Annotated in this window: 16 protein-coding genes; 6 read left to right on the top strand and 10 right to left on the bottom strand. The window is 66.4% G+C overall.

Annotated elements, in window-relative coordinates; translation table 11 throughout:
* Positions 1-129 precede the first annotated feature (129 nt).
* From cphA (BXA00_RS16530) to BXA00_RS16510, 5 genes are all read left to right on the top strand, one after another.
* Complete coding sequence (gene cphA, locus BXA00_RS16530; RefSeq protein WP_076519502.1) at positions 130-2,745, top strand: cyanophycin synthetase; 2,616 nt, start codon at positions 130-132, stop codon at positions 2,743-2,745.
* Positions 2,746-2,807: 62 nt separating this feature from the next.
* Positions 2,808-5,378 carry a cyanophycin synthetase gene (gene cphA / locus BXA00_RS16525; RefSeq protein ID WP_076519501.1) on the top strand — a complete coding sequence of 857 codons (2,571 nt, stop codon included), beginning with the start codon at positions 2,808-2,810 and terminating at the stop codon, positions 5,376-5,378.
* A 629-nt stretch (positions 5,379-6,007) separates the two neighbouring features.
* On the top strand, positions 6,008-6,208 hold the full coding sequence (locus BXA00_RS16520; RefSeq protein ID WP_008161759.1) for a CsbD family protein: 201 nt from the start codon (positions 6,008-6,010) through the stop codon (positions 6,206-6,208).
* 27 nt (positions 6,209-6,235) lie between these two features.
* Entirely contained in the window at positions 6,236-6,400 is a 165-nt protein-coding gene (locus tag BXA00_RS16515; RefSeq protein WP_006389411.1) for a DUF1328 domain-containing protein, read from the top strand.
* Between the two features lie 90 nt (positions 6,401-6,490).
* A complete protein-coding gene (locus tag BXA00_RS16510) occupies positions 6,491-6,829 on the top strand; it encodes a BON domain-containing protein (protein ID WP_076519499.1) in 339 nt (112 codons plus the stop codon).
* 97 nt (positions 6,830-6,926) lie between these two features.
* Here BXA00_RS16510 and BXA00_RS16505 read toward each other — a convergent pair whose 3' ends face one another.
* The 10 genes from BXA00_RS16505 to BXA00_RS16460 all read right to left on the bottom strand — a co-directional run bounded on the left by BXA00_RS16505 (position 6,927) and on the right by BXA00_RS16460 (position 16,317).
* The gene (locus tag BXA00_RS16505; RefSeq protein WP_076519497.1) at positions 6,927-7,799 is read right to left on the bottom strand and encodes a PhzF family phenazine biosynthesis protein; all 873 of its coding nucleotides are present in this window, start codon (positions 7,797-7,799) and stop codon (positions 6,927-6,929) included.
* Between the two features lie 74 nt (positions 7,800-7,873).
* Complete coding sequence (locus BXA00_RS16500; RefSeq protein WP_076521974.1) at positions 7,874-9,271, bottom strand: 4Fe-4S binding protein; 1,398 nt, start codon at positions 9,269-9,271, stop codon at positions 7,874-7,876.
* 42 nt (positions 9,272-9,313) lie between these two features.
* Positions 9,314-10,162 carry an FTR1 family protein gene (locus BXA00_RS16495; RefSeq protein ID WP_076519495.1) on the bottom strand — a complete coding sequence of 283 codons (849 nt, stop codon included), beginning with the start codon at positions 10,160-10,162 and terminating at the stop codon, positions 9,314-9,316.
* Between the two features lie 14 nt (positions 10,163-10,176).
* A complete protein-coding gene (locus BXA00_RS16490) occupies positions 10,177-10,530 on the bottom strand; it encodes a cupredoxin domain-containing protein (protein WP_076521973.1) in 354 nt (117 codons plus the stop codon).
* A 2-nt stretch (positions 10,531-10,532) separates the two neighbouring features.
* Complete coding sequence (locus BXA00_RS16485) at positions 10,533-11,069, bottom strand: iron transporter (protein WP_008161772.1); 537 nt, start codon at positions 11,067-11,069, stop codon at positions 10,533-10,535.
* 242 nt (positions 11,070-11,311) lie between these two features.
* Entirely contained in the window at positions 11,312-11,878 is a 567-nt protein-coding gene (gene phaR, locus BXA00_RS16480; protein WP_076519493.1) for a polyhydroxyalkanoate synthesis repressor PhaR, read from the bottom strand.
* A gap of 117 nt (positions 11,879-11,995) precedes the next feature.
* The gene (phbB, locus tag BXA00_RS16475) at positions 11,996-12,733 is read right to left on the bottom strand and encodes an acetoacetyl-CoA reductase (protein ID WP_076519492.1); all 738 of its coding nucleotides are present in this window, start codon (positions 12,731-12,733) and stop codon (positions 11,996-11,998) included.
* Positions 12,734-12,810: 77 nt separating this feature from the next.
* Positions 12,811-14,442: a class I poly(R)-hydroxyalkanoic acid synthase gene (gene phaC / locus BXA00_RS16470; RefSeq protein WP_076519491.1), complete on the bottom strand. Its 1,632-nt coding sequence runs from the start codon at positions 14,440-14,442 to the stop codon at positions 12,811-12,813.
* Positions 14,443-14,566: 124 nt separating this feature from the next.
* Positions 14,567-15,331 (bottom strand): peptidoglycan editing factor PgeF, encoded by a 765-nt coding sequence (pgeF, locus tag BXA00_RS16465; RefSeq protein WP_076519489.1) that lies wholly within the window; start codon positions 15,329-15,331, stop codon positions 14,567-14,569.
* Entirely contained in the window at positions 15,319-16,317 is a 999-nt protein-coding gene (locus BXA00_RS16460) for an RluA family pseudouridine synthase (RefSeq protein ID WP_076519487.1), read from the bottom strand. The genes pgeF and BXA00_RS16460 overlap by 13 nt, the downstream gene beginning before the upstream one ends.
* A gap of 137 nt (positions 16,318-16,454) precedes the next feature.
* Between BXA00_RS16460 and BXA00_RS16455 the strand changes: the two genes are divergently transcribed.
* Positions 16,455-17,213, top strand: coding sequence for an outer membrane protein assembly factor BamD (locus BXA00_RS16455; protein ID WP_231952284.1), 759 nt, complete (start codon positions 16,455-16,457; stop codon positions 17,211-17,213).
* The last annotated feature ends 6 nt before the right edge of the window (positions 17,214-17,219 follow it).

The raw sequence follows: 17,219 nt of genomic DNA, 5'->3' as shown, positions 1-17,219 counted from the left end.
TTTTCTAATTAGGAATATCTGGGATCCCCCGACTCGTTGGCATTATTCTTAAGGCGCAACCCCAATAAACTCGCGGTCTAGCACAGGGGCGTCCGCGCGTGCCAACCTGCTTCTCGAGCAAATTAAAACATGAAAAAGAAAGACATTGAATTTATCGATGTCGTGGCTTTGCGCGGCCCGAACATTTGGACGTATCGCCCGGTCCTTGAAGCATGGGTGGATATCGGCGAGCTGGAGGACTACCCCTCCAACACGATTCCCGGATTCTATGAACGGCTGACCGAATGGCTGCCGACCCTGATCGAGCACCGGTGCAGCCCCGGGGTGCGCGGCGGCTTTCTGGCCCGCCTGAAGGAAGGCACCTGGCCCGGCCACATTCTTGAGCATGTGACGCTTGAACTGCAGAACCTGGCCGGCTTGCGCGGCGGGTTCGGCAAGGCGCGTGAAACCTCGCAACGCGGGGTCTACAAGGTCGTCGTGCGCGCCTGGCAGGAACAGGTCACCCGCACCGCCCTGAACGAAGCGCGCGATCTGGTCATGGCCGCCATCGAAGACCGGCCGTTCGACGTGCCCGCCACCATCGCCAAGCTGCGCAGCCTGATCGACCGCCACTGCCTCGGTCCCAGCACCGCCTGCATCGTGGACGCGGCCGACGACCGGGACATCCCCTACATCCGCCTTTTCGAGGGCAACCTCGTCCAGTTCGGCTACGGCGCCGCGCAGCGCCGTATCTGGACGGCCGAGACCGACCGCACGAGCGCCATCGCCGAAGGCATTTCGCGCGACAAGGACCTGACCAAGGAGCTGCTGTCCACCTGCGGCGTGCCGGTGCCCGAAGGGCGCCTGGTCAAAAGCGAGGAAGACGCCTGGGATGCCGCCGAGGACATCGGCCTGCCCGTGGTGGTCAAGCCCTACGACGGCAACCATGGCCGCGGCGTCTTCACCAACCTGACGACGCGCGAAGAAGTGGTCTCCGCCTACCGCGTCGCCGTGGACGAAGGCAGCGGCGTCATCGTCGAACGCTTCGTGCTGGGCAACGAACACCGCCTGCTGGTGGTGGGCGACCGCATGGTCGCCGCCGCCGCCGGCGAGCCGGCCTGGGTGACGGGCGACGGCACGTCCACCATCACCGAGCTCATCGACAGCCAGATCAACACCGACCCGCGCCGCGGCCGCACCGAAAACCACCCGCTCAATTTCGTGCGCCTGGACTCCGCCGCCCGGCTGGAGATCGCGCGCCAGGGCCTGACGGAAGACAGCATTCCGCCCGAAGGCCAGCGCGTGCTGGTCCAGCGCAGCGGCAACGTTGCGTTCGACGTCACCGACCGCGTGCATCCCAGCGTGGCGGCCACCGTGACCCTGGCCGCGCGCATCGTCGGCCTGGACATTGCCGGCGTGGACCTGGTGGCCGAGGACATCTCGCGCCCGCTGGACGAACAGCGCGGCGCCATCGTCGAAGTCAACGCCGGGCCCGGACTGCTGATGCACCTGAAGCCGGCCGACGGCGCGCCGCGGCCCGTGGGCCGCGCCATCGTCGACCACCTGTTCCCGGACGGCGACGCGGGCCGCATTCCCATCGTGGGGGTGACGGGCACCAACGGCAAGACCGTCGTCGCCCGCCTGGTGGCGCGCCTGCTGCACCTGTCGGGCAAGCGCACCGGCCTGGCGTGCAGCGAAGGCCTCTACCTGGACCGCCGTCTCGTGCAAAAGGGCGATCGCGCCGACTTCGCCTCGGGCTCGCGCCTGCTCATGAACCGCAACGTGGACGCCGCCGTCATCGAGAACGACAGCGGCGTGATCCTCGGCCAGGGCCTGGCCTACGACCGCTGCCAGGTCGGCGTGGTCACCAACATCGACGACGGCGACCATCTGGGCGATTTCGACATCAACGAGACGGACCGCCTGTTCAACGTGTTCCGCACGCAGGTGGACGTGGTCCTGCCGGACGGCGTGGCCGTCCTCAATGCGCGGGATCCGCGCGTGGTCGAGATGGCCGAGCTCTGCGACGGCGCCGTCATCTTCTTCGGCATCGACCCCGCCCTGCCCGCCATCGCGCAACACCTGGCGCAGGATGGCCGCGCCGTGTTCGTGCGCGACGGCAGCATCATGCTGGCGCGCGGCGCGCACGAAGAACGGCTGGCCGACGTGGCCGCCATCCCGCTGACGCATGGCGGACGCGTGGCCTTCCAGGTCGAGAACGTGCTGGCGGCCGTGGGCTCGGCCTGGGCGCTGGACATCCCGGTGGAACTGATCCGCGCCGGCATCGAGACCTTCGACATCGACCAGGCGGATGCCCCGTGGCAGTTCACGCTGTTCGAACGCAACGACGCCACCGTCGTGGTGGACGACGCGCACAACGCTTCGGCGCTGCGCCCGCTGATTACGGCCATCGATCAGTTCTCGTCCCAGACGCGCACCGCGGTCTACTCGGCCGGCGCCGACCGCCGCGACGCGGACCTGATCGAACAAGGCAAGCTGCTGGGAGACGCCTTCGACCGCGTGGTCCTCTATGACGACGCGACCGTGCGCAGCAAGCGCCCCGCGGGCGAGGCGCGCGCGCTGCTGCGCCAGGGCCTGGCGCAAGGCTGCCGCGTCAAGGACATCCAGGAAGAGCCCGACCACGGCACGGCCATCGGCGGCGTACTGGACGGCATCGCGTCCGGGGATTTCGTCCTGCTGCAATCCGACGAAGCCTTCTCCGGCCCGACCATCGACCTGGTCCGCCGCTGGATCCAACAACACTGACACATACGCGCGCGCGCCCGCCCCCTACCGCGGACGCGCGCCAGACGACAGGAATCCCTGCCATGGAAGTCTCCCGTATCCGAGCATTGCGCGGCCCCAATCTGTGGAGCAAGAACACCGCGATCGAGGCCATCGTGTCGTGCGCCGACGCCGAATGCTCCATCGACAACCTGCCCGAATTCGAAGCGCGCCTGCGCGCGCGCCTGCCGCAGACCGGCCTGCTGCGCCCCGAAGGCCACCAGGACGCGGTGTCCATCGCCCACGTGCTGCAGATCGTCGCGCTGACGATGCAGGCGCACGCCGGCTGCCCCGTCACGTTCGGGCGCACCGCGTCCACGATCGAGCCGGGCGTGTTCCAGGTGGTGGTCGAGTACAGCGAAGAAGAAGTCGGCAGGCTGGCGATGGACCTGGCCCAGCAACTGGTGCGCGCCGCGCTCGACGACACGCCGTTCGACATTGCCGACGCCCTGAAGCGCCTGCGCGAACTGGACGAGGACGTGCGCCTGGGCCCCAGCACCGGCTCCATCGTGAACGCCGCCACGGCCCGCAACATTCCCTACCGCCGCCTGACGCAGGGCAGCATGGTGCAGTTCGGCTGGGGCAGCAAGCAGCGCCGCATCCAGGCCGCCGAAACCGACCTGACCAGCGCCATCTCGGAATCCATCGCGCAGGACAAGGACCTGACCAAAATGCTGCTGGACGCCGCCGGCGTGCCCGTGCCCAAGGGCCGCTCCGTGACCAGCGCCGAAGAGGCCTGGGAAGCGGCGCAGGAACTGGGCGGCCCTGTCGTGGTCAAGCCGCGCGATGGCAGCCAGGGCCGCGGCGTCGCGGTCAACATCGAAACCCGCGAGCGCGTGATCCAGGCCTTTGAAGTGGCCGAGGAGATCAGCTCGGAAGTCATCGTCGAACGCTATATCCCGGGCCACGACTTCCGCCTGCTGGTCGTCGGCGGCGCGCTGGTCGCGGCGTCGCGCCGCGATCCGCCGCAGGTCACGGGCGATGGGCAACAGACCATTCGCCAACTGGTGGACCAGGTCAACGCCGACCCCTTGCGCGGCGACGGCCACGCCACCTCGCTCACCAAGATCCGCTTTGACGACATCGCGCTGGCGACGCTGAAAAAACAGGGCTTTGACGCCGATTCCGTGCCCCCCGCCGGCACGCTGATCTTCCTGCGCAACAACGCCAACCTGAGCACCGGCGGTTCCGCCACGGACGTGACGGACGAGGTCCACCCCGAAATGGCGGCGCGCGCGGTGTCCGCGGCCCGCATGATCGGCCTGGACATCTGCGGCGTGGACGTGGTGGCCGAAAGCGTGCACCACCCGCTGGAAGACCAGCACGGCGGCGTGGTCGAGGTCAACGCCGCGCCCGGCCTGCGCATGCACCTGAACCCCTCGTTCGGCAAGGGCCGCGCGGTGGGCGAAGCCATCATCGCCAACATGTACGCGGATGGCGACGACGGCCGCATCCCGGTGGTGGCGGTCGCGGGCACCAACGGCAAGACGACCACGGTGCGCCTGACCGCGCACCTGTTGGGAGTGGCCGGCAACCGCGTGGGCATGACGAATTCCGACGGCGTCTACGTGGACAACCTGCGCATCGACACCGGCGATTGCAGCGGTCCGCGCAGCGCGCGCAGCGTGCTGATGCACCCCGACGTGGACGCCGCGGTGTTCGAAACGGCGCGCGGCGGCATCCTGCGCGAGGGCCTGGCCTTCGACCGCTGCAACGTCGCCATCGTCACCAACATCGGCATGGGCGACCATCTGGGCCTGGGCTACATCAGCACGGTCGAGGACCTGGCCGTGGTCAAGCGCGTCATCGTCCAGCACGTGCATCCGTCGGGCATGGCGGTGCTGAACGCCGCCGATCCCATCGTCGCCGAGATGGCCTCCAGCTGCCCCGGTTCGGTCACGTACTTCGCCGAAGACCGCAACCATCCCGTGCTGGTCACGCACCGCGCGCAGGGCCAGCGTGCGGTCTATCGCGACGGCGACGCGATCGTCGCGGCGCAGGGCGCGGACGAGGTCCGTTTCCCGCTGGCGCAGATCCCGCTCACGCGCGGCGGCACGATCACGTTCCAGGTCGAGAACGCCATGGCGTCGATCGCCGCGGCGTGGGCGCTGGACCTGGGCTGGGACGTCATCCGCCGCGGCCTGGCCACCTTCGTCAACGACGCGCAGACCGCTCCCGGGCGCTTTAACGTGTTCGACTATCGCGGGGCCACGGTGATCGCCGACTACGGCCACAATCCGGACGCCATCCAGGCCCTGGTGCGCGCGGTGGACGCCATGCCGTCCCATCGCCGCGTCGTGGTCATCAGCGGCGCGGGCGACCGCCGCGACGAAGACATCCGCATGCAGACAGAGATCCTGGGCGCGGCGTTCGACGACGTGCTGCTCTACCAGGACCAATGCCAGCGCGGCCGCGAAGACGGCGAAGTGCTGGCCCTGCTGCAGCAAGGCCTGGTGGGCGCCAGCCGCACGACGCACATCGAGGAGATCCACGGCGAATTCCTGGCCATCGATACGGCGCTGGCGCGCCTGAATCCCGGCGATCTGTGCCTGATCCTGGTGGACCAGGTGGAAGAGGCGCTGGCGCACATCGCGGCGCGCATCGCCCAGCCCTGATCGGGGCGGCGGGAACGCAAACGGGGCGCTTCACGGCGCCCCGTTTTTTTTACCGGCGTGGTGCACGCGTATCCTGCACGTGTATCCGCAGTCGCGGGCGCGCAGCACCCCGCAGCGCTATCCGCGGCCGATCGTCCCCGCCCCTAGCCCCGCGGCGCCACGTCGGCCGCCGAAGCCTGATACCGGTCCGTCACGTGCGTGCAACCCATGGCCGCCATGGCGCCGAGCGCCAGCAAGATGGCGCTGCAAAGTCGTTTCGTCATGCGAGTTTTTCTCCCGTTACGTGTCGAACCGCCAGCCGGTTCCGTCTGGACTATACCGGCATGCTTTGCCGCCGGCCACCCGCGCCAGCGCCTGCCATAGAGCGGATCGGTTACGAGCCGCGCTCAAAAGGGGTCAAATCGTTGCTCAAATGTAACTCGGCCCTGAGGTAATTCGAGGCGGATTTCTCGTCTCAAACCGCCGGTTTTTCCCGCATCGGCGCCGTTACATTTCTCCACAGCGTCGTTTGACACCCCCTGAGGCCGACTCGTACGTTAGAGGCTAGCTGATCAGTGCCCAACACACCGCGAAACGGCAGGTTTATAGGCCATAAACCCGCCGCCGCAAGCAACCAGAGAGAGGTCACCATGAACAACGACATCATCGCCGGAAAGTGGAAGCAACTGACGGGCAAGGCCAAGGCGGCCTGGGGTGAGCTCACCGACGACGAACTGACGCGCACGGAAGGCAACGCCGAACGTCTGGCAGGCCTGATCCAGGAGCGCTACGGCAAGACCAAGGAAGAGGCACAAAAGGAAGTCCGGGATTTCTTCGACCGCAATCCCTGATACCCATAACAACCAGGAGAAGCTGACATGTTGCATTACGCCGTAGTTTTCTTCGTTATCGCCATCATCGCGGCTGTCCTGGGTTTCGGCGGCATCGCCGCCGGCGCCGCGGGGATTGCCAAGATCCTGTTCTTCGTTTTTCTGGTCCTGGCACTGCTGTCCATCCTGGGCGGCGCCTTCCGCAAGAAATAGCACCAGCGAAATAGAACCACTGAGCCATCTCATATCGTCATTGCGTCTAGAACGAGAACGCGCTGAACACCACTAACAAGGAGCATTACTATGGAAATTCGCAAGCTGATCGCCGCCGCCGCACTGGGTACGGGCGCTGTCTTCACTTCCATGGCTTTTGCCGCCGATGACGGCAAGCCGAAACAGTCCGTGGGTGAATACGCGTCCGACGCCACCGTGACCACCAAGGTCAAGGCCGCCTTCGTTGCCGACAAGCAGCTGAGCGCCCTGGAAATCGCCGTCGAAACCAACAACGGCGTCGCCACGCTGACCGGCACCGTGGGCACCGCAGCCGAAGCGGATCACGCCGCCAAGGTCGCCCGAGGCGTCGAAGGCGTCAAGCAGGTCAAGAACAACATCAAGGTTGATCCGGCCAAGAACCGCAAGTAAGGGCAGGATCGTCAAGATCCACGCCTGAATACAAAGCGGCGCCTGAGGCAACTCGGCGCCGCTTTTTTCATGGCCGCAAATTCCGGGGGATAGCCCCTCAGACCGTCACGGCGCCGCGGCCGATCTCCAGCGCGCGGCCTCCCACCTGGATCCGGCCGTCGGCCAGGACCTCCAGCAGCAGTCGGCATGGCCGGCCCATCTGGTCGCCCTGTTCGACCACGATGCTGGCCGGCAAGGGGTAGCCGCGGTGCTGCAGCCAACCGCCCAGGTTGGCGCAGGCCGACCCGGTGCCCGCGTCTTCGTCGACGCCGCCGCCCGCCTTGGCGAAGAAATACCTGGCCACCACGACCTGGCGCCCGCCTTGCAGCCTGCCTTCGTCAAAGGCAAACACATACATTGTCTTGCGTCCCAGGCTGCTGGCCTGCCAGCGCGCCAGCTTGGCGGCATCGGGGGCGGCCCGGCGCACGGCGTCCACGCTGGCAAGCGGCACCAGCAACTGGTCTGCGCCGGTATCGACCCAGATGGGCTCGGCCAGCAGGTCATCGCGATCCAATCCGACCAGCCCCGCGATCTCGGCGCCGTCCAGCTCGGGCCTGGCGGTTCGCACCCCGTCGGGGCATGGCGCGGTAAACGTCCAGGCATCGCCGTTGGCCACCACGGGAACGACGCCCGCCTTGAATTCCAGCGTGAGCGCATCGCCCGTTTGCAGAAGGTCGCGCACCACCTGCGAGGTGCCGATGGTGGGATGGCCGGCGAACTTCATCTCGTAGCCCGGCGTAAAGATCCGCACCCGCGCGTTTGCGCGGTCCGAGGGCAGGATGAAGGTGGTCTCGGACAGGTTGAACTGCGCAGCCAGGTTCAGCATGGTGGCGTCGTCCATGCCCCGCGCATCTTCGAATACGCAAAGCTGATTGCCGCTGAAAGTGGAGGAAGCGAAAACGTTGAGCAGACGGAACGCGTAGGTGGCCATGGCGAAACGGAAATGAGGGAATGCCGGCGGCGCCGGCGCGGTCCCCACTTTATCGCAATGCGCGCGAAGCCGGACTACCAGATGGCGAAGAACAGCACCCAGGCCAGGCAGAACGGCGCCAATCCCGCCGCCAGCACCACGCCCGCGCCGAGCTTGCGGGCCAGGCCCACCGGACGCGGCTTGAGCAGGCGCGCATAGAGGCGCAGCGTCCACAGCACCGCCAGCGTCAACAGCGTGAACCGCACGGGCGTCGCCCAGGCCGCCTGCACGCCCTCGTGCTTGAGCAGCGTGATGGTGGTGGCCGACAGGCCAAGAAACACGCCGATGCCGGCGGACGGGATCAGGGCCTGCGCCAGTTTGTGCAGGCCCGGGCGTCCCCAGCGCGAGGCGGACACCCCCGGCGCGGGCGCGGCCGGCGCGATGCGGTCGGCAATCCACAGCGACAGAAACGCCGCGCCGCCCACGCACACCGTGGCGCCGACGACGAACAGCAGGATGCCCGCGCCGTCCAGCCACGAGAAGCTGTCATTCACATCCGGGTAATGCGTCAGGATGAACCAGGGCGCGTTGTCCATCAGCGGCCACAGGATGTCGCGCTCGACCAGCCAGGTCGCGGCCCATTGCTTGGCCGTCACGTACCACGGGCTGGCGCTCCAGAGGAATGCGCCGATCGCGATGCCCATCAGGCCGAAGCACAGCAAGGCCGTCTGCCAGGGGTCGCCGTCGGCGACGTGCACGATTTCTTCTTCCGGCGACCGCGGCGTCAGCGCGATGGCGCCGCGATAGCCGCTGCAGCGGCCGCAGACGTGGCAGTCGCCCGCGCCCTTCATGTGGCGCAGCGGCACCAGCGGCGCGCAGTTGATGGGTTCGATACGGATGACCGGATGGCGCCACTTTTCCTCGTCGACCTTGAAATGCCAGGGCGCCAGCTTGGCCAGCAGGTTGAACACGCCATTCACCGGGCACAGGTACTTGCACCATACCCGCTTGCTGCGGCCGTAGCGCCAGCCGACGATCATGGCCGCCACGGTCGACCCGCCCAGCACGGCCAGCACCGCCAGCGGATATTGATAGACGCTGACGAGCTGACCGTAGACCGTCGTCAGCGCGAACGCCACGAACGGCCAGCCGCCCCAGCGCATCCACTTCGGGATGGCGCGGCCCTGTCCGCGCTCGCTGGCCCATTCGGTCAGCATGCCTTCCGGACACAGCCAGCCGCACCACGCGCGGCCGAGGATCGGCATGGAAATGAGCACGAACGGCCACCACACGCCCCAGAACGCAAACTGCGCCACGACCGTCAGATTGTTGAACACCGAGGCGGCGTTGTCGGGCAACGGCAGCAGCGCGGGCACGATCAGGAGGAACGCGTACAACGCGACAATGCCCCACTGCAGCTTGCGCAACAGCGGGGCATGGTCTCGGAGGAAGTCGGCGATGCGGGAGGTCGCCCTCCCGATTGCAGCAGCCATGGTCAAACCTTCAAATATTCAGTCCGGCGGGACAGACCGGAATCAGGATGCCCCCCGGGCGGCGGCCACCGGCGCGGGCTTGCTGCCCACCCAGCGCAGCAGCGCCCAGACGACGATCCAGTACGCCACCCACAGCAGCACCGAGGTCAGCGCCGGCAGCGCGCGGTAGCCGGCGAAGTCGGCCAGCACCTTGCCCAGGCCAGTGCTGTCGCTGAGCAGCCAGGAGCTGTCCCAGACCGGATCGACGAGGGTCGGCAGCACGTCCAGCGAAATCAGATGGTCCAGGCCGCCCACCAGCAGCGAACTGGCCAGGAGCAGCAGCAGGATTTCGGTCACGAGGAAGAAGCGGCGCCAGGTGATGAGCTTGCCGCCCAGTTGCAGCAGCCAGAACGTCAGCAGCGCCACGGCGAAGCCCGCCACGCCCGCCAGGGCCAGCATCAACATGTCGCTGCCGCCCTGCCCGGCCGACACCGTGCCATACAGGAACACCACGGTCTCGCTGCCTTCGCGGGCGACGGCGATGGCGACCAGCACCAGCAGGCCCCACCAGTTGTCGCTGGCCACGGAGGCGCGCGCGCCGCTTTCCAGTTCGCCCTTGAGCGTGTGGCCGTGCTTCTTCATCCAGACGACCATCTGCACCACGAGCGCGCAGGCCGCCAGCGACATGATGGCCTGGAACCATTCCTGCCCCTCGTCGCTGAGCCAGGACGACACGCCCAGCAGCACCAGCGCCAGCGCCACGGCCAGCGCCAGGCCGGCCGCGACGCCGCCCCACAGGTAGGGCAGCCCGCGCTTGCCTTCCGGCGTGGCGCGCAGCCAGGTATAGAGGATGCCCACCACGAGCAGGGCTTCGACGCTTTCGCGCCAGACGATGAAAAGTACCTGTTCCATGCTTGGATGCCGCTTTATTCCTTGGGCTTGACGACCAAGGTGCCTTTCACGCTCTGGTGAAAGTCGTCAAAAAAGGGATACTCGCCCGGCCGCGAGATCGTGATCACCACAAAGGATTTCACGCCCGGCCCAAGGACTTTTTCCTTGCGCAGCGGAATGCTTTCGAACTCCACCGGCTCATTGCTTTCGTTGATCAGTTCGATCTTGAACCGGCCCGCGGGGACTTCCAACGTGGCGGGCTCGAACGTGCCGTCCGGCTTGAAGGTCAACGTGAACGTGGGCAGATCGGCCGCCTGCGCGGGCGTCATGCCCGCCACGCCGGCCAAGCCGATCAGCAGTGCGGCAAGAACGCGAAGCAGGCGGCGCACGATCAATACCCGCCCTTCTTGCCGGTGCCGGCGTAGACGAATTCATATTCCAGGTCGAACGGTTCGAACCATTCGCCCACGCCCGTTTCCTTGTCGACGTGGCGGCCGAAATGGCTCATCTTGTTCGCCGTCGGCGGCAGGATCGAGTACTTGAGCTTGTACTTGCCGGGACCTTCCAGCTTGACGTTCTCGCCATAGTGCGGACCGTCGTTGGCCACCATGGGCATGAACGTGCCCTTCTGCACATTCTGGCTGCCCACCTTCTGGATCTCGTAGTTCACGACCAGGTAAGGCACCCACTCGCCTTCCGGAAAGCCCGTCTTGTTGCCGGCGGTGGCGTGGATGTCGGCTTCCAGGTGCACGTCGGAATCCTTGGCCGGACGCATCATGCCGGGCGGGTCCATTTCGATCGGCTGCAGGTACACCGCGCCGATTTCCATGCCGCCCTTCTCGACCGGCTTGCCGATGGGGTATTCGGCCGCGTGGGCGGCGGACACGCTCAACGCGACAATGGCCAGCGCCAAGGCTTTCTTGATCATGTGCATTAATCCTCGAAACACAAACACAAACGAAAACAGCGGTTCTCAAAACACAAACAAGAACCGTTTTCATTAATTTAGAGGATTTTGCTGACACATCCCTGAACCTGGCCGCACGATAAGTGCCGGATCATTGCGTTGGGTCAAGCAACAAAAAAGCCGCCCGGGCTGATGCCGAGGCGGCTGGCTGTCCTGGCGCCCCCCCCCCGCGAGGGGCCGCCGCGAATCCCGTGAATCCGCCCTTACTTGCGCCCCGCGCCCGGCGTGCCGCCGGGCGTGAACGGGAAGGTGGAGAACATCGCGCGCGTCTGGTCCTGCATCTGGTCCTGCATCTGCACGAACAGGTTTTTGCTCTGGTCGATGTAGTTGTTCATCATGTTCTGCAGCATGGGGGTCTGCACGTTCATGAATTGCGTCCAGGCTTCCGGACCGAACTGGCTGCCGTACAGGCCCTTGGACTGTTCAGCCATGCGCTGCTGGATCTCCATGAAGGCCTGGATGTTCTTTTCAAGGTAGGAACCCATGATGCCTTGCATGGCATGGCCGTAGAAACGGATGATCTGCGACAGCATGTTGGAGGAGAACATGGGCATGCCGCCGCTCTCCTCTTCAAGGATGATCTGCAAAAGAATGCTGCGCGTCAGATCTTCGCTGCTCTTGGCATCGACGACCTGGAATTCCTCGTTGGCCAGGACCAGTTGCTTGACATCTGCCAGGGTGATGTAGGTGCTGGTCCGGGTGTCGTATAAGCGACGGTTGGGGTACTTTTTAATCAGGCGCAGGCTGGCGCCGGTTTGTGCTTGCGTCATGGTTGTCCCCGGATCGGGCGATCTCTTAGGCTTTCGATAAGGTGAGTGTAATGCCGGACGGCCCTCTGGCCGAGGCCGTCCGGCGCCATGGGGCCGCCTTCGGGCGGCCCGGCCGGGTCAGCCCATGTGCAGGCCGCCGTTCAGCGAGAAGTCCGCGCCGGTCGAAAAGCCGGATTCGTCCGAAGCCAGCCACGAGACCATGGATGCGATTTCCTCGGGCGTGCCCAGGCGGCGCACCGGAATCGTCGCGACGATCTTCTCCAGCACGTCCGGGCGGATGGCCCGGACCATGTCGGTGCCGATATACCCGGGCGAGATCGTGTTGACGGTCACGCCCTTGCTGGCCACTTCCTGCGCGAGCGCCATGGTGAAGCCATGGATGCCGGCCTTCGCCGTGGAGTAGTTGGTCTGGCCGAACTGCCCCTTCTGGCCGTTGACCGAGCTGATGTTGATGACCCGCCCCCACTGACGCTCGACCATGCCGTCGATGACCTGCTTGGTCACGTTGAACAGGCTGTTCAGGTTGGTGTCGATGACCGCCCGCCAATCGTCGGCGCTCATTTTCCGGAACAGCCCGTCGCGGGTGATGCCCGCGTTGTTGACCAGCACGTCGACCGGCCCGAGCTCGTTGGTGATCTTTTCGAATGCGGCAACCGTGGAGTCCCAATCGGACACGTTGCCCACCGACGCGTGGAACGTAAAGCCCTGCGCGGCCTGCTCATCCAGCCATTGCTGGTAATTGCGGCTGGGGCCGCAACCTGCCACCACGCGAAAGCCATCCTTGGCCAAGCGCTGGCAAATAGAGGTGCCAATCCCGCCCATCCCGCCTGTTACGTAAGCCAGTTTTCCGCTCATTGGACTTCCTCCTGTGTGCGACGGACGCCTCGTTGATTAACTTTCTTCATGACCGGGGATCGATCGCGAATCGCGGTCTATGCCGCCCGGACCTTCACGTACCTGCCAGGAGCCGGCTCTATGGGCCGGTACTTGGCATTGCCTGCCTTCGTCCTTGCTTTGACCTGCTTGCCGGAATGGCCGGCCAGCCAGGCGGCCCAGTCGGGCCACCAGCTTCCCGGGTGCTCCACCGCCTGCGAGAACCAGGCATTCGGGTCGCCCGGCAGCGGGCCGGGCTGGTCCAGTGCGTCGGCCGACCAGTAGCTGCGGCGCTTCTTGGCGGGCGGATTGACCACGCCCGCGATGTGGCCCGATGCGCCCAGCACGAAACGCTGCGGTCCGCGCAGCAGCTGCGTGGATGCGTAGGCCGACACCCAGGGCACGATGTGGTCTTCGCGCGATCCGAATATATAGGCCGGCATCTTCAGCCGCGTCAGGTCCAGCGGCATGCCGGCAGCCTGCGCGCGGCCCGGCACCTTGAGATTGTTCTCAAGGTAGGTATTGCGGAAATACCAGGAAAAGAAGGGTCCCGGCAGGTTCGTGCTGTCGCCGTTCCAGAACAGCAGGTCGAAGGCCGGCGGCTTCTGTCCCTTCAGGTAATTGCCGACCACGTAGTTCCAGACCAGCTCGTTGGGGCGCAGGAACGAGAATGTGGTGGCCAGGTCGCGGCCCGGCATCAGGCCGCCGTTGCCCAACTGGTGATCGCGCATGAGCGCGTGCGCTTCGTCGACGAAGACCTTCAGGATGCCGGTGTCGTGGAAATCGAGCAGCGAGGTCAGCAGGGTCAGCGAAGCCACCGGATGCTCGCCGCGCGCCTCGGCCAGCGCCAGCGCGGAGGCCAGCATCGTGCCGCCGACGCAGAAGCCCAGTGCGTTGACCTGCGGCTGCCCGGTGATGTCGCTGGCCACGCGCAGCGCCTGCAGCACGGCATCGTCCAGGTAGTCGGACCAGGTGGCGCGGTCCACGCCGTCGGTGTCGGCGGCGACCGGATTGCGCCAGGAAATCAGGAAGACCGTGTAGCCCTGCTCCACGGCATGGCGCACGAAGGAATTTTCCGGCTGCAGGTCCAGGATGTAGAACTTGTTGATGTTCGGCGGCACGATGACCAGCGGCCGCTCATGGACGGTGGCGGTCGAGGGTGCGTACTGGATGAGCTGGAACAGCTTGTTTTCGAAGACGACGTCGCCGGGCGTCGTGGCCACGTTGCGGCCAATCTCGAATTGGGATTCGTCGGTCTGCGTGATGCGGCCCTTCTGCACGTCGCCCAGCAGGTTCGCCAGGCCTTCGTTCAGGGCGCGGCCCGCGCTTTCGACGATGGAACGCTGGGCGTCGGGGTTCAGCGCCAGGAAGTTGGACGGCGACAGCGCGTCGACCCACTGCATGATCGAGAACCGAAGCCGGTCGCGCATGGGTTCGCTGACCTGGGCGGCGTCGACCATGCGCTGCATGGCGCGGGCTGACAACAGATAGGTGTGCGCCAGCAGCAGGTGCGACGCGTTGGCGGCCCAGGCCTCGCCGGAAAAGCGGCGATCGGACGGCGGCGCGAGCGCGCCGCGCCGGGCATCGTCGCAAATGCGTTGCCATTCACGAGAGAACTCTGCCTGGATGTCAGCCAGGACTTCCGGTGCCACGCTCACCGGAATGGGACCTGCGGAGAGATTGGCATTCACTTCGACACCTTGTTATCGAAACTTCGCGATTGATGTTGCATTCCGGGTCCAGGACTGTCAATGCGGGTATACAAGGAGGGCTGCAAGAGTAGGACGCAAGGCCAGCCCGGGCCTTTGCGCGAGATCAAACCGGGGCTAGCCAGGCCAGCATCGCCATGCGTCCGGTCACCCCGTCGCGGCGGTAGGAAAAGTACCGGTCCGCGCGCGTCACCGTGCATTCCCCGCTGAGCACCACCTCTTGTACCCCGGCGCGCCGCAGCCGGAAATCCGCCAATCCGGCGAGGTCCGCCAGCCATTTGCCCGCGATGCCGGGACGGGGCGCGAAAAAGCGCGCCGTGGCGGGATCGTCGCCCGTGAAGGCGTCCAGTACGTCCTGCCCGACCTCGAAGTGCCGCGGACCGATGCCCGGCCCGACCCAGGCCCGCCAACCGTCCGCCTGCGGGGCCTTGGCCCGCATGGCGGCCAGCGTCCGTTCCAACACGCCGCCCGCCAGGCCGCGCCAGCCCGCATGCGCCGCGCCCAGTACGGTGCCCTCGGCATCGGCGATCACGACCGGCAGGCAGTCGGCCACCATGACGGCCAGCACCCGGCCGGGCTGGGCCGTGACGCTGGCGTCCACCGCGGGTTCGGCGGGCACGTCGGGCCGGTCGGCGTCCACGACCTCGCTGCCATGGACCTGGCGCAGCCACAGGGGCGCGGACGGCACGGCCGCGCGCACGCGGCGGCGGTTCTCGGCCACGGCCTCGGGGTTGTCCTCGGCCCGCAGCCCAAGATTCAGGGTGTCGTGCGGCGCCACCCCCACCCCGCCCGACCGCGTCGTGCAGAAGTAGTTCACCCCTTGCCATTCGGGTCCCGTGACGACGGGCAGGCCCGCGATCAGGCGTTCCATGCAATGTTCTCCTGGACCTGCGCCATGTCGGCGGGCACCGGCGCGGCAAACCGGACCTCGCCCTGGCCGCCTGGATCGTCGAAATGCAGCGCGCGGGCGTGCAGCATCTGGCGCAGCGCCCCCGCGATGTTCTTGCCGCCGTAGAGGGTATCGGCCAAGAGCGGATGCCCCAGGCTGGCCATGTGCACGCGGATCTGGTGGGTCCGGCCGGTTTCCAGGCGGCACACCACTTCGGTCACCCGGCCGCCCGGCTCCACCATGCCGCGGCGGGCCGGTGCGTAATTGGTAATGGCCGGCTTGGGCGCCACGGGCCGCTCGACGCTCATGCGCACCGGCACGCGGGGATCGCGCCCGATGGCGCGGTCGACCTTGCCGGCGGCGGCCACCCAGCCATGCGCCAGCGCCACGTATTCGCGGCCCATGCTGCGCGCCTGGAGCTGGCGCACCAGGTGGGTCTGCGCGGTGTCGTTGCGAGCCACCACCATCAGCCCGGACGTATCCTTGTCCAGCCGGTGCACGATGCCGGCGCGGGCAACGTGGGCGAGTTCCGGATAGCGATGCAGCAGGCCGTTGAGCAGCGTGCCGCTCCAGTTGCCGGCCCCCGGATGGGTGACCAGGCCGGCGGGCTTGTCGACCACGATCCAGTCGGGACTTTCGGCGACGACGCCGAATTCGACGGGTTCCGCGGTGAAGGCCAGCGCGTCCGGCGCGGGCTGCGCCCAGATGGTGAGTTCGTCCCCCGGCCCGACCGTCTGGCGGATCTTGCCAGGCGCCCCGTTGACCAGGACGTTGCCGGATTCGATCCAGCCCTGCAGGCGGTTGCGGGAGTGGTCGGGCAAGAGGCCCGCCAGCACCTTGTCCAGCCGGTCGGCGCGCGTGGCGGACGGCACGGTTACAAATTGCGGCTCGCCGCGGCTGGTTTCGTCGAGATTTTCGTCGGCGCTATCGTCGGAAACAAGATCTGCGCGGGCGGCTGTATCAGACATGGAGACAAATCATATAATCAGCCTGCCATGCTACCACCAAGGATACGATTCTCGTGATTCACCACCCTGCAGCTCCCTCGAACCCCGCCTCCCGCAGCGGGCCGGTTTTGCGCGTGGTTCTTGCGCTACTTGCCGTCATGGTCATCGCCGGTTGCAGCGGCACGGACAGCAAGTACGACAAGACCACCAACTGGAGCGCAGAACAGCTCTACGCGGACGCCAAGGCTGAAATGTCGTCGGGCGGCTGGAAAGAAGCGCGCGAACGCCTGACCGCCATCGAGAGCCGCTACCCCTTCGGCGTGTACGCGCAGCAGGCGCTGCTCGAGCTGGCCTACGTCAACTGGAAGGACGGTGAAAACGAGCAGGCGCTGGCGGCCATCGACCGCTTCCAGCAGCTCTATCCCAATCACCCCGGCACCGACTACGCGCTGTACCTGAAGGGCCTGATCAACTTCACGCCGGCCAGCGCCTTCATGAGCAACATCACCGGCCAGGACCCGGCCGAGCGCGATCCCAAGGGGCTGCGCGCGTCCTACGACGCCTTCACCGAGCTGATCAAGCGCTATCCGGAAAGCAAGTACAGCGTCGACGCCGAAAAGCGCGTGGCGTGGCTGGTCAACACCATCGCCATGAACGAAGTCCACGTCGCCCGCTACTACTACGAGCGCGGCGCCTACGTGGCCGCGGCCAACCGCGCGCAGACGGTGATCACCGATTTCGAGGGCGCGCCCGCCACCGAAGAGGCGCTCTACCTGATGGTCCAGTCGTACGACAAACTGAATATGACGGAACTGAAGAACGACGCCCAGCGCGTGTACGACAAGAACTACCCGAACAGCGAGTTCCGGACCAAGGGCCTGAAGGCCGACAAGAGCTGGTGGAATCCGTTCAACTGATCGGAT

Source organism: Achromobacter sp. MFA1 R4 (assembly GCF_900156745.1).
GTDB lineage: Bacteria > Pseudomonadota > Gammaproteobacteria > Burkholderiales > Burkholderiaceae_B > Achromobacter.
This window is presented reverse-complemented; position numbering and strand designations above follow the sequence as displayed.

What these genes read in the sequence shown, in the direction of transcription:
- cphA (WP_076519502.1), top strand. Translation starts at nt 130, where the DNA reads ATGAAAAAGAAAGACATTGAATTTATCGATGTCGTGGCTTTGCGCGGC.
- BXA00_RS16500 (WP_076521974.1), bottom strand. Translation starts at nt 9,271, where the DNA reads ATGGCTGCTGCAATCGGGAGGGCGACCTCCCGCATCGCCGACTTCCTC.
- pgeF (WP_076519489.1), bottom strand. Translation starts at nt 15,331, where the DNA reads ATGGAACGCCTGATCGCGGGCCTGCCCGTCGTCACGGGACCCGAATGG.
- BXA00_RS16495 (WP_076519495.1), bottom strand. Translation starts at nt 10,162, where the DNA reads ATGGAACAGGTACTTTTCATCGTCTGGCGCGAAAGCGTCGAAGCCCTG.
- BXA00_RS16460 (WP_076519487.1), bottom strand. Translation starts at nt 16,317, where the DNA reads ATGTCTGATACAGCCGCCCGCGCAGATCTTGTTTCCGACGATAGCGCC.
- BXA00_RS16520 (WP_008161759.1), top strand. Translation starts at nt 6,008, where the DNA reads ATGAACAACGACATCATCGCCGGAAAGTGGAAGCAACTGACGGGCAAG.
- BXA00_RS16510 (WP_076519499.1), top strand. Translation starts at nt 6,491, where the DNA reads ATGGAAATTCGCAAGCTGATCGCCGCCGCCGCACTGGGTACGGGCGCT.
- phaR (WP_076519493.1), bottom strand. Translation starts at nt 11,878, where the DNA reads ATGACGCAAGCACAAACCGGCGCCAGCCTGCGCCTGATTAAAAAGTAC.
- BXA00_RS16515 (WP_006389411.1), top strand. Translation starts at nt 6,236, where the DNA reads ATGTTGCATTACGCCGTAGTTTTCTTCGTTATCGCCATCATCGCGGCT.
- phbB (WP_076519492.1), bottom strand. Translation starts at nt 12,733, where the DNA reads ATGAGCGGAAAACTGGCTTACGTAACAGGCGGGATGGGCGGGATTGGC.
- BXA00_RS16455 (WP_231952284.1), top strand. Translation starts at nt 16,455, where the DNA reads ATGGTCATCGCCGGTTGCAGCGGCACGGACAGCAAGTACGACAAGACC.
- BXA00_RS16485 (WP_008161772.1), bottom strand. Translation starts at nt 11,069, where the DNA reads ATGATCAAGAAAGCCTTGGCGCTGGCCATTGTCGCGTTGAGCGTGTCC.
- BXA00_RS16505 (WP_076519497.1), bottom strand. Translation starts at nt 7,799, where the DNA reads ATGGCCACCTACGCGTTCCGTCTGCTCAACGTTTTCGCTTCCTCCACT.
- cphA (WP_076519501.1), top strand. Translation starts at nt 2,808, where the DNA reads ATGGAAGTCTCCCGTATCCGAGCATTGCGCGGCCCCAATCTGTGGAGC.